12 protein-coding genes are annotated in these 14,198 nt (G+C 55.7%); 2 read left to right on the plus strand and 10 right to left on the minus strand.

Annotated features, from left to right (window positions below):
* Window positions 1-37: 37 nt before the first annotated feature.
* Complete coding sequence (gene cof / locus DTA24_RS22060; protein ID WP_023297131.1) at window positions 38-856, minus strand: HMP-PP phosphatase; 819 nt, start codon at window positions 854-856, stop codon at window positions 38-40.
* Between the two features lie 127 nt (window positions 857-983).
* On the opposite strand from cof, the gene DTA24_RS22065 reads away from it, so the two are divergent.
* Together DTA24_RS22065 and queC are read left to right on the plus strand one after the other, a co-directional pair.
* The gene (locus tag DTA24_RS22065; protein ID WP_064323869.1) at window positions 984-2,684 is read left to right on the plus strand and encodes an SgrR family transcriptional regulator; all 1,701 of its coding nucleotides are present in this window, start codon (window positions 984-986) and stop codon (window positions 2,682-2,684) included.
* A gap of 66 nt (window positions 2,685-2,750) precedes the next feature.
* Window positions 2,751-3,452 carry a 7-cyano-7-deazaguanine synthase QueC gene (queC, locus tag DTA24_RS22070; RefSeq protein ID WP_008805406.1) on the plus strand — a complete coding sequence of 234 codons (702 nt, stop codon included), beginning with the start codon at window positions 2,751-2,753 and terminating at the stop codon, window positions 3,450-3,452.
* Window positions 3,453-3,563: 111 nt separating this feature from the next.
* Here the strand turns inward: queC and DTA24_RS22075 are convergent, their stop codons facing one another.
* The 9 genes from DTA24_RS22075 to bolA all read right to left on the minus strand — a co-directional run bounded on the left by DTA24_RS22075 (window position 3,564) and on the right by bolA (window position 14,122).
* Window positions 3,564-3,965 carry a YbgC/FadM family acyl-CoA thioesterase gene (locus DTA24_RS22075; RefSeq protein WP_117123234.1) on the minus strand — a complete coding sequence of 134 codons (402 nt, stop codon included), beginning with the start codon at window positions 3,963-3,965 and terminating at the stop codon, window positions 3,564-3,566.
* Window positions 3,966-4,076: 111 nt separating this feature from the next.
* Complete coding sequence (locus DTA24_RS22080) at window positions 4,077-4,445, minus strand: helix-hairpin-helix domain-containing protein (protein WP_008805404.1); 369 nt, start codon at window positions 4,443-4,445, stop codon at window positions 4,077-4,079.
* 148 nt (window positions 4,446-4,593) lie between these two features.
* Window positions 4,594-6,468: a peptidylprolyl isomerase gene (ppiD, locus tag DTA24_RS22085; RefSeq protein ID WP_012968827.1), complete on the minus strand. Its 1,875-nt coding sequence runs from the start codon at window positions 6,466-6,468 to the stop codon at window positions 4,594-4,596.
* A 214-nt stretch (window positions 6,469-6,682) separates the two neighbouring features.
* Window positions 6,683-6,955: a nucleoid-associated protein HU-beta gene (gene hupB, locus DTA24_RS22090; protein ID WP_002444653.1), complete on the minus strand. Its 273-nt coding sequence runs from the start codon at window positions 6,953-6,955 to the stop codon at window positions 6,683-6,685.
* 209 nt (window positions 6,956-7,164) lie between these two features.
* Entirely contained in the window at window positions 7,165-9,519 is a 2,355-nt protein-coding gene (lon, locus tag DTA24_RS22095; RefSeq protein ID WP_004151336.1) for an endopeptidase La, read from the minus strand.
* 183 nt (window positions 9,520-9,702) lie between these two features.
* A complete protein-coding gene (gene clpX, locus DTA24_RS22100; RefSeq protein ID WP_008805402.1) occupies window positions 9,703-10,977 on the minus strand; it encodes an ATP-dependent protease ATP-binding subunit ClpX in 1,275 nt (424 codons plus the stop codon).
* A 250-nt stretch (window positions 10,978-11,227) separates the two neighbouring features.
* Window positions 11,228-11,851 (minus strand): ATP-dependent Clp endopeptidase proteolytic subunit ClpP, encoded by a 624-nt coding sequence (gene clpP, locus DTA24_RS22105; protein ID WP_002891804.1) that lies wholly within the window; start codon window positions 11,849-11,851, stop codon window positions 11,228-11,230.
* A 309-nt stretch (window positions 11,852-12,160) separates the two neighbouring features.
* The gene (gene tig / locus DTA24_RS22110) at window positions 12,161-13,459 is read right to left on the minus strand and encodes a trigger factor (protein ID WP_008805401.1); all 1,299 of its coding nucleotides are present in this window, start codon (window positions 13,457-13,459) and stop codon (window positions 12,161-12,163) included.
* A gap of 345 nt (window positions 13,460-13,804) precedes the next feature.
* On the minus strand, window positions 13,805-14,122 hold the full coding sequence (bolA, locus tag DTA24_RS22125; protein ID WP_002891649.1) for a transcriptional regulator BolA: 318 nt from the start codon (window positions 14,120-14,122) through the stop codon (window positions 13,805-13,807).
* Between the last annotated feature and the right edge of the window lie 76 nt (window positions 14,123-14,198).

Below are 14,198 nucleotides of genomic sequence, written 5' to 3' on the forward strand. Positions count from 1 at the left end.
CAGATAGAAAACTATCTGGCTTGCCGGAAGGGTCTCTCTATTCGGGGGAATAAGGAAGATCAGGATTATCCAGCCAATGCGTTAAAAAGTGGGAGACCGCCTGATGCCGGCAGTCTCCGATAACCGGAAGATGCGGCAGCTCGGCTTTCAGCTGCGGCATCGCGTTGCCCATGATAAAACCCCGCCCAACGCTGCCCAGCATCTCGCGGTCATTCATCGCATCGCCAAACGCCATGCACTCCTGCAGGGTGAAGCCTAAGTGCTGGCTGAGCACCGCCAGCGCTGCACCTTTATTACACCCGACCGGCAGCACTTCCAGACAGTCCATCGCCGAGAAGCAGAGAAACGCGCGATCGCCCAGCGTCTCATTCAGTTGGATCCGCAGGCGGCGGAGATCGTCATGATCGCCGCAAAAACAGATCTTGGTGACATGCTGCGCCGACATGCGTTTCGGATCGCACAGTTGATAGTGAAAGCCGCTGAAGACATGCGCTTGCAACAATTCAGGCCTTGCCTGACCGGTGAACCAGCCGCCATCGTTAAACACATGCATGCTGGCCTGAGTATCCCATTTGCTGTGCAGCACCGCTTCCGCCGCCTCGGGAGCGAGATCCTGGCGATAAAGCTCCTCCCCTTCCAGCGAATGGATGCGCGTCCCGTTGCCGGTGATCAGAAATGCGTCCAGGGAAAATTGGCCAATCACATGGTGCATCTCCAGCACATGGCGACCGGTAGCGAACGTCAGGGTGATATTACGTTCCCGCAGCCGTTTCAGCGCGGTGAGCGTTTGCTCGCCGAGACGATGGTCCGGCATCAGCAGGGTGCCGTCCATATCAAATGCGGCCAGTTTTGCCATGGTGTATTCCCCGATGTGTGATGGGCTTCGCTTGTGTTGCAGTATCACCTGGGATATACGGAAGTAATAGTGAATAGATATTATTAATTGTTCCGGGTTTACAGCGGCCCGGTGGATTACGGCCCCCATGCGACTCTTACACCGTTTAAATCAATACCAGCGATTGTGGCAACCCTCAGCCGGGGCGCCGCAGCAGGTGACCGTCGGCGAACTGGCGGAGCGCTGTTTTTGTAGCGAACGCCACGTCCGCACTCTGCTGCGTCAGGCGCAGGAGGCGGGGTGGCTAAGCTGGCAGGCCAGCTCCGGGCGCGGCAAACGCGGACAGCTCTCATTTCACAAAACCCCGGAAAGTCTGCGCAACGAGATGATGGAGCAGGCGCTGAACAACGGTCAGCAGCAAAACGCGCTGGAGCTGGCGCAGCTGGCCCCGGTGGAGCTGAAAGCCCTGCTCCATCCCTTCCTCGGCGGTCAGTGGCAAAACAATACTCCGACGCTGCGTATTCCTTACTATCGCCCACTGGAGCCGCTGCGTCCTGGCTTTCTCCCCGGACGCGCCGAGCAGCATCTGGCCGGGCAGATCTATGCCGGGCTGACGCGCTTCGATGAAGGCGACAATATGCCGATCGGCGATCTGGCGCATCACTGGCAGGTCTCACCGGACGGCCTGCGCTGGCATTTTTACATTCGCTCCACGCTGTACTGGCACAATGGCGATGCGGTGCAAACCGCACAGCTACGGCAGCGGTTACGGTTGCTGCTTGAGCTGCCCGCCTTACGGACCCTCTTCGCCAGCATCAGCCGTATCGATGTCACTCACGCCCAGTGTCTAACCATCACGCTGCATCGTCCTGACTACTGGCTGCCGTTCCGCCTGGCCAGCTACTGCAGCGTGCTGGCGCATCCCGACGATCCGGCCATCGGCTGCGGGCCATTCCGCCTGAAGCGGTTTAGTCCGGAACTCGTCCGCCTGGAGAACCATCCCCGGTACCACCTGCAGCATCCGCTGATCCAGGCGGTGGAATACTGGATCACTCCTCAGCTCTTTGACCGCGATCTCGGCACCAGCTGCCGCCACCCGGTGCAGATCACCATCGGCGATCGCGAAGAGCTCCACAATCTGCGCCAGGTCAGCAACCGTATCAGCCTTGGCTTCTGCTATCTGACCCTGCGCCACAGCCCGCGTCTTAGTAAAACGCAGGCCCAGCGGCTGGTGTCGATAATCCATCACTCGTCGCTGCTGGAAACGCTGCCGCTGGAGGAGGATCTGATTACGCCAAGCCATGAGGTGCTGCCGGGATGGTCCATCCCGCAGGGACCGGAAAACAACGCGGTGCCGCTGCCGGCCAGGCTCACTCTGCTCTATCATCTGCCGGTCGAGCTTCATGCGATGGCCGAGCAACTGAGGCAACGGCTGGCTCTGCTGGGCTGCGAACTGACGATCGTTTTTCATGACGCCAAAAACTGGGAAGGCTGTCAGCATCTGGGGCAGGCCGACCTGATGATGGGCGACCGACTGATCGGCGAAGCGCCGGAGTACGCCCTGGAGCAGTGGCTGCGCTGCGATATGCTGTGGCCTAATTTGCTGACCGGGGCGCAATATGCCCATCTGCAGGCGACATTAGACGCCGTGCAGTCTCAGCCCGACGCCCGCAGCCGCAACGATGCGCTGCGCAACGTGTTCAACAGTCTGATGGAAGACGCCATCATGACGCCGCTGTTCAAGTATAACTATCGGATCAGCGCGCCGCCGGGGGTTAATGGCCTGCGCCTCAACGCCCGGGGCTGGTTTGACTTCGCCAGCGCCTGGCTGCCGGCCTCGTTGACGTGAGAGAGCTGGTCGCCGCGCGCGTCTGGCGCTACCATAGCGCCTTTACTCATTTAGTCAGGAATTGCCATGAAACGCGCCGTAGTTGTCTTCAGCGGAGGACAAGATTCAACCACCTGTCTGGTGCAGGCTCTGCAACAGTATGATGAAGTGCATTGCGTCACTTTTGATTATGGCCAACGCCACCGCGCGGAAATCGACGTTGCGCGCGAACTCGCCCTGAAACTGGGCGCCGTCGCGCATAAAGTGCTGGACGTCACTCTGCTCAACGAACTGGCAGTCAGCAGCCTGACCCGCGATAACATTCCGGTACCCGACTATCAGCCTGATGCTGAGGGGATTCCCAACACCTTTGTCCCCGGGCGCAATATTCTGTTTTTAACCCTGACGGCAATCTACGCCTATCAGGTGAAAGCCGAAGCCATCATCACCGGCGTGTGCGAGACCGACTTCTCCGGCTACCCGGACTGTCGCGATGAGTTTGTCAAAGCGCTGCACCACGCCGTCAGCCTTGGGATGGCGAAAGACATTCGCTTTGAGACGCCGCTGATGTGGCTGAATAAAGCCGAGACCTGGGCGCTTGCCGACTTCTGGGGTCAGCTGGATCTGGTGCGCCAGGAAACCCTCACCTGCTACAACGGCATTAAGGGCGATGGCTGCGGCCAGTGCGCCGCCTGTAACCTGCGCGCAAACGGACTCAACCAGTATCTGGGGGACAAGGTCGGCGTAATGGCGGTGATGAAGCAAAAAACCGGGCTGGCACAGGCATAGCCTCCGGGGAGCGATTTACCGGAGCTTTGACTCAAATTCCCCGGTAGCGCGACGCTTACCGGGGCTACGGGTTCATCACCTGCCGTGGGCCCGTCACTCGCACGTCGGTTGTCAGCGCAAGTTCATCTGGTCAAGTTTCTCACGCAACTCCCCTTCCAGCGGCAGCGCCTTCTGGGTTTTCAAATCGATACAGACAAAGGTAATCAGCGCATCGGCTACCACTTCGCCATTGGGGTTGAGGGTGACCACCTGACTAAGGGTGCCGCTTTTGCCGTTGAGTTGCTTCAGTTTGCTGCTCACTGTCAGCACATCGCCCAGCACCGCCGGACGACGGTAGTTAATATTGATATTCACCACCACGAAGGCGATGTTTTTCTCCATCATCCACTGAAACGCGGGGCTGTTTTCCAGGCCGTCCCAGCGGGCTTCCTCAAGGAACTCCAGGTAACGTGCGTTGTTCACATGCTGGTAGACGTCCAGATGATAGCCGCGAACTTTAATTTGTGTCTGCATAGCACTAATGCCTTTCTGTTATTGTTGTTTATGAGGTAAGAGGTCACACCACTTGATGCAACCTCTTTATCCTGGCAAAAAATCACCGCTGTGCAAGGTCTGGCATAAAATTTACAGCGTCAGATGGGCTAAATTGCGCTCCACCAACGCGCTCCCCATTCCCGGGACCTGCTTCAGATCATCGAGGGTTTTGAACGGCCCGTACTCTTCGCGGTAGCTGACAATGGCCTGGGCTTTTTTCAACCCCACGCCATTCAACGCCTGCGCCAGCTGTTCGGCGCTGGCGTGGTTAATGCTGACTTTTGTCGCCCCGTTGTCGGTGTCGCCGGGCACCGCTTCCGCCTTCGCCGAAGCGGTCGCCTGCACATTTTCTTTATTCACCGCCGCTTTACCGCTGGCGGGTGCCGCCAGCGCGCCCTGTACGCCTACCGCGAAAACCAGAACGCCCGCGGCCATCAGTGTTTTTATTCCATATTTCATGCTGATATCTCCTTGTGTGTAGACAGCAAGGTTACGATAGCGTCAGTGCGGATGGCCGACAAAAGGCAAATCACAGAAATGGAAAGGGCCGCGAAAGCGGCCCTTGAGGATTACATCATGTTGCTCATTTTTGCGAGACGACGCGAAATTACTGCTGCTGGTCGATGCTGTCGCCCAGCTTAATTTTCGCCGCCTTGCGCAGGTTGCTCATCAGTGCTTCGAAAGCGATTTGGGCGTTGTTCTGGGTAATCCCCTGAACCATGGCCTTCTTCTGCTCTTCCGGCATGTTGCCTGCTTTCACTTCATCCAGCGCCACCAGCACCACATCGCCTTGCATATTGCTGCCAACGCCGTAGACCGGTTTGCCCTGCTGCGGCAGCGGCAGAGTGAATGCCAGCTGGCTCAGCGGATCCTGGCCGGTACGGGAAAGCGTCTGCGGCGCGCCAAAGCTCAGGCCAGCCGCCTTCATCGCTTCATCGCCTTTGCCGTCTTTCAGCGCCGCCAGCAGCTTGTCGGCGTCCAGTTTCGCCTGCTGTTCCGCTTTATTGTGCTTAACGATATCGCTAACCTGCGCCTTCACTTCAGCCAGCGGCTTCACCGCCTCGGCTTTGTGCTCGCTGATGCGCAGAACAAATGCGCGATCGCCGTCAACGGTAATGATGTCGGAGTTGCTGCCCGGCGCGCCGTTCTCACCCACCAGACCGCCGTTGAAGATAGCGTCAGCGACCGGTTTAAAGTTCAGCTCTTCCGGCAGGTTATCGCGGCCAAACCAGCCGGTTTCCACCACCTTCAGTCCGGCGACCTGCGCCGCGCCCGCCAGCGATTCATTATCGTTGCTGGCCGCATCGCTCACCTTCTGCTGCAGCGCGTAGTAAGCATCCAGCGCTTTTTCCTGCTTCACTTTCGCCGCAATGTCATTACGCACGTCAGCCAGCGGCTTCACCTGCGCCGGCTGGACGTCGTCCAGACGGGCCACCAGGAAGCCAACCGAGGATTTGATCACGCCAGACAGCTGGCCTTTCTCTTTCAGCCCGGCATCTTTCAGCTCTGGCACCGTAGAGGCCTCTTCCATCCACCCCATATCGCCGCCGTTGCGGGCAGAGATAATATCGGTCGATTTTTCTTTCGCCAGCGTGGCGAAATCTGCCCCTTTTTGCAGCTCGGCCAGCACCGCTTTCGCATCGGCTTCCGTTTTGGTCTGAATCACGCTGTAGCGGTTGCGCTGCGGCTGAGTGAACTGATCCTTATGCTGGTCGTACCATGACTGAATCTCTTCGTCAGAGGCGCTCTCCTGCATGCTGGCGGCATCCATTTTGATATAGCTGACGCGGAACTGCTCCGGCGCCATAAAACGGGCCTGATTCTGCTGCCAGAAAGCGTTGATTTCCTCATCGCTGGCCGTCTGTTTTGCCGCCAGGGCATTCACGTTGATGGTCGCTTCGCGGACGACACGCTGCTGAGACACCAGCGCCGCCAGCTGATCGGACTCACCCGGCAGCATGAAGTCGGTACCGGCAATGGCGTTAATCAGCTGCTGTGTGGTCAGCTGGTTACGCAGCGCCTGAGCGTACTGATCGGTGGTCATCCCCATCTGGGCGACAATACCGCTGAAACGCTGGTTGTCGAACTTACCGTTCGTCTGGAAAGCCTGAGTCTGGAAGATCGCCTGCTTCACCTGCTCATCGCTGATGCTGAGGCCCAGCTCGCGGGCATACTGATCCAGAAGCGATTCATCGATCAGGCGGTTCAGCACCTGCTGGCGCATGGTTTTCATGTAGTTTTCGTTCGCCGCCAGCTCGGAGAACTGGTCGCCAAGCTGCTGCTGCATACGGTTACGTTCGCTGGCGACGGCATTTTCAAACTGCCCACGGCCAATCTCCTGGCCATTCACTTTTGCGGCATAGTTTTTGCCACCGCCAATCAGGTAACCACTCACCCCGGTCAAAATGAACGAGACGATAATGATACCGAAAATAATCTTGAGCACGACGCTGTTGGCGGCCGTGCGTAGGTTGTCCATCATGGTGTAACAACGCTCCGCTGTAGATGACTTTAGCTCGCGCAGCATAGCACGTGATGGCCGCCGCGCGTGAGGACGTATTTTGACAAGAAAACAGGGTGATTGTCAGCCCACAAGTGGCGATAAACACACATAAAGTGGTCTGAAAAGGCAATAAAAAAGGCACATCTCACGATGCGCCCTTGTACTTCGTCACATTCCCTGACGGGAAAGCCGATCAGTTCACCGCGTCTTTCAGCGCTTTACCAGCACGGAAGCCCGGCACTTTTGCGGCAGCGATAGTAATTTCTTTACCTGTTTGTGGGTTGCGACCAGTACGGGCGGCACGTTCTTTAACAGCAAAGGTACCAAAACCTACCAGCGCAACGTCATCCCCAGCCTGCAGAGATTCAGTAACAGAAGCGATTAAAGCATCTAACGCACGTCCAGCTGCAGCTTTAGAAATGTCCGCACCCGCAGCAATTTTGTCAATCAGTTGAGATTTATTCACTGTTCTCTTCCTCTCTTTATAATTTATATCGCACCTGAGTCCTTCATAGTGCGACCGCGCAGCAGTTATATCAGGACTGTCATGCCCTTACAACAGCAGTTGTCGATGACCCCCCTGCCAGCGATCTAAGTTAGCTACACAAAAAAAGGCTGGCAAGTCCGAAATGACTTACCAGCCCTATTTTTATTAGCGCAATTTGCGCAGAATCACTATTTCGCGGTCACAACCTGCATGCCGAACGGTTCGTTCTGCAGCGCAAGTGTCAGAACTTCCTCGATTCGTTTCACCGGATGGATATCCAAATCGGCGATAACGTTATCTGGAATTTCTTCAAGGTCGCGTTTGTTCTCATCAGGAATCAGAACAGTCTTAATGCCACCGCGATGCGCCGCCAGCAGTTTTTCCTTCAGACCGCCGATCGGCAGCACCTGACCACGCAGAGTGATTTCACCGGTCATCGCCACATCAGCGCGTACCGGGTTACCGGTCAGGCAGGAGACCAGCGCCGTGCACATGGCGATACCCGCGCTAGGACCATCCTTCGGCGTCGCCCCTTCCGGAACGTGGACGTGAATATCACGCTTCTCGTAGAAGTCGGCGTTAATGCCCAGTTTGTCCGCCCGCGAACGCACCACGGTCAGCGCAGCCTGAATCGATTCCTGCATCACCTCACCCAGCGAACCGGTGTAGGTCAGCTTGCCTTTGCCTGGTACGCAGGCGGTTTCGATGGTCAGCAGATCGCCCCCCACCTCCGTCCACGCCAGACCGGTCACCTGACCGACGCGGTTCTCACTATCGGCACGGCCATAGTCAAAGCGCTGTACGCCGAGATAATCATGCAGATTCTCACCGTTAATCTCGATGTGTTTCAGCGACTTATCCAGCAGCAGCTGTTTAACGGCTTTACGGCACAGCTTGGAGATTTCACGCTCCAGGCTACGAACCCCCGCTTCACGCGTGTAGTAACGAATAATGCCGATAATGGCGCTATCGTCGACGGTCAGCTCGCCTTTCTTCAGCGCGTTACGTTCGATCTGCTTCGGCAGCAGGTGACGCTTGGCGATGTTAAGCTTTTCATCTTCGGTGTAACCGGAGAGGCGAATCACTTCCATACGATCCAGCAGCGGCGCCGGAATGTTCATGGAGTTAGACGTCGCCACGAACATCACATCGCTGAGATCGTAATCCACTTCCAGATAGTGGTCGTTAAAGGCCACGTTCTGTTCCGGATCCAGCACCTCAAGCAACGCAGAAGCCGGGTCGCCGCGCATGTCGGAAGACATTTTGTCGATCTCATCCAGCAGGAACAGCGGGTTTTTCACCCCCACTTTCGCCATTTTCTGGATCAGTTTGCCCGGCATCGAGCCAATATAGGTCCGACGATGACCGCGAATTTCCGCTTCATCGCGCACGCCACCTAACGCCATACGTACGTATTTACGTCCGGTCGCTTTGGCGATGGATTGACCTAACGAGGTTTTACCTACCCCCGGCGGTCCCACCAGACAGAGGATTGGCCCCTTGATTTTGTTCACCCGGCTCTGCACCGCGAGATATTCAAGGATGCGATCCTTCACGCGCTCCAGGCCATAGTGATCGGTATCAAGGATCTCCTGGGCCTGGCGCAGGTCTTTTTTGACCTTACTGCGCGCGTTCCACGGCACCTGCACCATCCAGTCGATGTAGCCACGCACGACGGTCGCTTCCGCAGACATCGGCGACATCATCTTCAGCTTCTGCAGTTCCGCTTCGGTTTTTTCTTTCGCCTCTTTCGGCATTTTCGCCGCGTCGATCTTACGCTTCAGCGCTTCGTTTTCGTCCGGGGCGTCGTCCATCTCGCCGAGTTCTTTCTGAATCGCTTTCATTTGCTCGTTCAGATAGTACTCGCGCTGGGATTTCTCCATCTGCTTTTTGACGCGGTTGCGAATGCGCTTCTCAACCTGCAGCAGATCGATTTCCGATTCCATCATCGCCATCAGATATTCCAGACGTTCGTTGACGTCGGACATCTCAAGCACAGACTGCTTGTCAGCCAGCTTCAGCGGCATGTGCGCCGCGATGGTATCCGCCAGGCGCGCCGGATCGTCGATGCTGTTCAGCGACGTCAGCACTTCCGGTGGGATCTTTTTGTTCAGCTTGATATAGCCTTCAAACTGGCTGATAGCGGTGCGAACCAGCACTTCCTGCTCGCGTTCGTCAATCGCCGGCGAGTCGAGATACTCCGCTTTCGCCGAGAAATGTTCGCCATTATCAGACAGCGCAGAAATACGTGCACGCTGCAGCCCTTCGACCAGCACCTTCACGGTGCCGTCCGGCAGCTTCAGCATCTGCAAAATAGACGCCACGGTTCCAACGGTGAAAAGATCGTTTACACCCGGCTCATCCGTCGACGCTTCTTTCTGCGCAACCAGCATGATTTTTTTATCATGGTCCATGGCCGCTTCGAGGCAACGAATAGATTTTTCCCGCCCTACGAACAGGGGTATGACCATGTGCGGATAAACCACCACATCGCGCAATGGCAATACGGGGATTTCAATGCGTTCAGAACGCTCAGGATTCATAGAGCTCTCTCTTAGTTTAAAGTCCGCCAGGTAGCCGACGACGCCATACTCCACTGCATCGTCGTTAATATGTAATCCAGTATATGGGGATGTATTCCACACATTCAACGGCGGGAATGCAGGAAAAATAAAAGGGGAGATAAAATCCCCCCTTTTTGTTAACTGCTTGAGTGAAATGGTTAATTATTCACCAGATGCCTGTTGGGCTTCCGGTTTGCCGTAGATCAGCAGCGGTTTGCTCTGACCTTCGATAACCGACTCATCAATGACCACTTTTTCGACATCATCCATCGAAGGCAGGTCATACATGGTATCCAGCAGCGCCGCTTCCACAATCGAGCGCAGACCGCGGGCGCCGGTTTTACGCGCCATCGCTTTCTTGGCGATGGCGTCCAGCGCTTCGTCGCGGAATTCAAGCTCTGCGCCCTCAAGGCTAAACAGCGCCTGATACTGCTTGGTCAGGGCATTTTTCGGCTCTTTCAGGATCTGGATCAGGGCTTCTTCGCTCAGCTCATTCAGGGTCGCCACCACCGGCAGACGGCCAATGAATTCCGGGATCAGACCAAACTTGATCAGATCTTCCGGCTCGACCTGGGCCAGCAGCTCGCCTTCGCTCGCTTTGTCGGACTTCGCTTTTACCGTCGCGCCAAAACCAATGCCGGAGCCGGTTTCAACACGGTGGGAAATCACTTTGTCCAGGCCGGCGAACGCGCCGCCGCAGATAAACAGGATCTTGGAGGTATCAACCTGCAGGAACTCTTGCTGCGGATGTTTACGCCCGCCCTGCGGTGGAACGGCGGCGACGGTGCCTTCGATAAGCTTCAGCAACGCCTGCTGTACGCCTTCGCCGGAGACGTCGCGGGTAATCGACGGGTTATCGGATTTACGCGAAATTTTGTCGATTTCGTCGATATAAACGATGCCGCGCTGCGCTTTCTGCACGTCGTAGTCGCACTTCTGCAGCAGTTTCTGAATGATATTTTCGACGTCCTCACCCACATAACCCGCTTCGGTCAGGGTGGTGGCGTCTGCCATGGTAAACGGCACATCCAGCAGGCGCGCCAGCGTTTCCGCCAACAGCGTTTTACCGGAACCGGTCGGCCCGATCAGCAGAATGTTACTTTTACCCAGCTCTACGCCATTGCTGGTATCGCCATTGCGCAGACGTTTGTAGTGGTTGTATACCGCGACCGCCAACACTTTCTTCGCCTGTTCCTGACCGATGACATAGTCATCAAGGTGGTGGCGAATCTCGTGCGGCGTCGGCAATGCGCTGCGCTCGCGGTGCGGCGCAACTTCTTTAATCTCTTCGCGAATGATGTCGTTACATAAATCAACGCATTCGTCGCAGATATACACGGATGGCCCGGCGATCAGCTTACGCACTTCATGCTGGCTTTTGCCGCAAAAAGAGCAATACAACAATTTGCCCGATCCATCTTTGCGTTTATCTGTCATGAGTCCAAACCTCTTTTTAAGTTCTTTGTGCCGCACACGACGACGCAAATGCCATTCTCAGGCGCAAGCCGCCATATAGCGTTGTGCCGCCCTTCATTAGTATATACACAAAATCCTTCGCGCTACATCGAGGCGGTGGCAAAGCCTCCGGCCGCAAGCCTGACCGGCAAGCGTCCGAAAAAATGCCAACCACCCGAAAAATCGCGGCGAGAAGGATGAAGCGTAAAGCGGCACCCTTGCGCCTCGGGCATCAATTACGATGGGTCAAAATAGAGTCGACCAGCCCGTACTCCACGGCTTCCGCAGCAGAGAGGAAGCGGTCACGCTCGGTGTCACGCTCAATCTGCTCAAGAGACTGGCCGGTATGATGCGCCATCAGCTCATTCATGCGTCCTTTCACCTTCAGGATTTCACGGGCGTGGATCTCAATATCCGTCGCCTGTCCCTGATAGCCGCCCAGCGGCTGGTGGATCATCACGCGGGAGTTCGGCAGGCAGAAGCGCTTGCCTTTCGCCCCGGCGGTCAGCAGAAACGCGCCCATAGAAGCGGCCTGCCCCATACAAATGGTGCTGACATCCGGCTTGATGAACTGCATGGTGTCATAAATCGACATCCCGGCGGTGATCACCCCGCCCGGAGAGTTAATGTACAGGTAAATGTCTTTTTCCGGGTTTTCTGCTTCCAGAAACAGCATCTGCGCCACGATCAGGTTTGCCATGTGGTCTTCGACCTGGCCGGTCAGAAAAATGACGCGTTCCTTAAGCAGACGGGAGTAGATATCAAAAGAACGTTCACCGCGTGAGGTCTGTTCAATGACCATCGGCACCAGGGCCATATGGGGTGCAAAGTTGTCTCGTTCGCCACTGTATGACATTTCCGTCTCCTGGAGTAATTTTAAAATACCTGCTGCACTGATTGTAACCTTACGGACGGATTATCAGCCACAGTTTCTATCCGCTGAACGCGTCACCGCCTCTTCAACACGCGTGCGATAGCGGATGCAGTTGCCTCCCCCGGTAATGGGGATGGTGTTGCCATATTTCAAGCATAACAAGCTTTTGCTGTAACGCTATCATGGTAAATGCGTTTTAGCACCGTGCCTGAGGCTATCATTATCTTAAAAAAAAACCCGCCGCCTTTCGGCAACGGGTTTTTGCTCGAACCTTAAACAATCGCGGCGAAATTACGCCTGCTGGTTCATCAGTTCGTTGAAGGAAGTGGCTTTTTCAGACACTTTGGCTTTCGCCAGCACAGCTTCAACAGCCTGCTCTTCCAGCGCCACGTTGCGCATGTTGTCCATCAGCTCTTTGTTCTTGCTGTAGAACTCAACCACTTCTGACGGATCTTCGTACGCAGAAGCCATCTCTTCGATCAGGCCTTTCACGCGCTCTTCGTCAGCTTTCAGCTCATTGGTGCGAATCACTTCGCCCAGCAGCAGACCGACAACAACGCGGCGTTTAGCCTGCTCTTCGAACAGCTCGCGCGGCAGTTCCAGAGCCTGTTTCTCGTTGCCACCGAAACGCTGAGCAGCCTGACGACGCAGCACGTCGATTTCGCTGTCAATCAGGGCAGCCGGAACGTCGATCTCGTTGGCTTTAACCAGACCTTCGATAGCCTGAGACTTCACGCGGTTACGCACAGCGCCTTTCAGCTCGCGCTCCATGTTTTTACGCACTTCAGCGCGCAGGCCAGCGACGGAACCATCTTCCACGCCGAAACGTTTGATGAATTCTTCAGTCAGCTCCGGCAGTTCACGCTCTTCAACTTTTTTCAGGTTGATAACGAACTTAGCCGCTTTACCTTTCAGGTTTTCTGCGTGGTATTCTTCCGGGAAGGTCACGTCGATGGTGAACTCTTCGCCCGCTTTGTGGCCTTTGATACCATCTTCGAAGCCCGGGATCATGCGACCCTGGCCCATCGCCAGTACGAAGTCAGAGGCTTTGCCGCCTTCGAACTCTTCGCCGTCTACGGAACCGGTGAAGTCGATAGTGACGCGATCTTCAGCGTCAACGGCGCCGTCTTTGTCTTTCCAGGTCGCCTGCTGTTTGCGCAGGGTTTCCAGCATGGTGTCAACGTCAGCGTCGGTCACTTCAACAACCGGTTTTTCAACTTCGATCGCGTCCAGACCCTGCAGTTCAACTTCCGGATACACTTCGAACTCTACCGCGTAGGTGAAGTCTTCGCCCAGTTTGTATTCGCCCGGAACGTAGTTCGGCGCACCGGCCGGATTGATTTTCTCTTTGATGATCGCGTCAACGAAATGACGGCTCATCAGGTCGCCCAGCACGTCCTGGCGAACGGATGCGCCATAACGCTGAGCAACAACATTCATCGGCACTTTGCCTTTACGGAAGCCGTCAATGCGAACTTTTTTCGCTACGTTGACCAGCTCGCTTTTGACAGCATTCTCGATGCTGTCAGCGGCGATAGTAATCGTTACACGGCGCCCAAGGCCCTGAGTGGTTTCAACTGAAACTTGCATCTTGTTACCTCAAAAAAATCACAGTGCTCGGTCAACTCTGGAAGCGCGTGTAGGTGGCTTCGCAGAACCGGGATGCCCTCTTCAAATCAGAAACACATTCCCTGTCGTCAGAATCATCCCGAAGACATTCATATATAAGACGCGGCATTATAGCGGCATCACTTTTGTGAGTCGAGAACGGTTGTCGCCCACTGCTGCGGCATTTTTCACATTTCCCGCTCAAATTTGTCCGCAAAAGCGCTCACTTTGCGCATTTTCCAGGCAAAACAAAACGGCCCGTAGGCCGTTTTTGCTAAATCTGCAAGCAACATACTGGAAAAGCGCCAGCGGTTGCAAATGGGATTTCTAGGCGATACTCCCCGCACCGCGGCAAGGCGGCGAGGCGAAAACCGTATCCTGTAATGCTTCCCACTCTTTTATCGTATAGGTGTGCAGCGCCAGGGCATGCACCGTATTCGACAGCTCCTCGGTTAGCGTGCCGTAGATCATACGGTGGCGATTGAGGAAACGCTCGCCAGTGAAGCGATCGCTCACTAACACCACTTTAAAATGACTTTCAGAGCCCGCTGGGACGTTGTGACGATAACTTTCATCCACGACTTCGAGATACATCGGGTCGAACGCTGCTCTAAGTTTTGCTTCGATCTGTTCACGTATCATCATGAATTTTCTCCTCCGACAACGCTGAGATGCCGCCACTCCATTTAAATGTTAGCCGCTTTTACCGCTTCCATTAGGA

This window comes from Klebsiella sp. P1CD1 (assembly GCF_003790505.1).
Lineage (GTDB): Bacteria > Pseudomonadota > Gammaproteobacteria > Enterobacterales > Enterobacteriaceae > Klebsiella > Klebsiella variicola.

Excerpts from the sequence above, each read along its gene's own strand:
- cof (WP_023297131.1), bottom strand. The coding sequence starts at position 856 with ATGGCAAAACTGGCCGCATTTGATATGGACGGCACCCTGCTGATGCCG.
- DTA24_RS22065 (WP_064323869.1), top strand. The coding sequence starts at position 984 with ATGCGACTCTTACACCGTTTAAATCAATACCAGCGATTGTGGCAACCC.
- queC (WP_008805406.1), top strand. The coding sequence starts at position 2,751 with ATGAAACGCGCCGTAGTTGTCTTCAGCGGAGGACAAGATTCAACCACC.
- DTA24_RS22075 (WP_117123234.1), bottom strand. The coding sequence starts at position 3,965 with ATGCAGACACAAATTAAAGTTCGCGGCTATCATCTGGACGTCTACCAG.
- DTA24_RS22080 (WP_008805404.1), bottom strand. The coding sequence starts at position 4,445 with ATGAAATATGGAATAAAAACACTGATGGCCGCGGGCGTTCTGGTTTTC.
- ppiD (WP_012968827.1), bottom strand. The coding sequence starts at position 6,468 with ATGATGGACAACCTACGCACGGCCGCCAACAGCGTCGTGCTCAAGATT.
- lon (WP_004151336.1), bottom strand. The coding sequence starts at position 9,519 with ATGAATCCTGAGCGTTCTGAACGCATTGAAATCCCCGTATTGCCATTG.
- clpX (WP_008805402.1), bottom strand. The coding sequence starts at position 10,977 with ATGACAGATAAACGCAAAGATGGATCGGGCAAATTGTTGTATTGCTCT.
- clpP (WP_002891804.1), bottom strand. The coding sequence starts at position 11,851 with ATGTCATACAGTGGCGAACGAGACAACTTTGCACCCCATATGGCCCTG.
- tig (WP_008805401.1), bottom strand. The coding sequence starts at position 13,459 with ATGCAAGTTTCAGTTGAAACCACTCAGGGCCTTGGGCGCCGTGTAACG.
- bolA (WP_002891649.1), bottom strand. The coding sequence starts at position 14,122 with ATGATGATACGTGAACAGATCGAAGCAAAACTTAGAGCAGCGTTCGAC.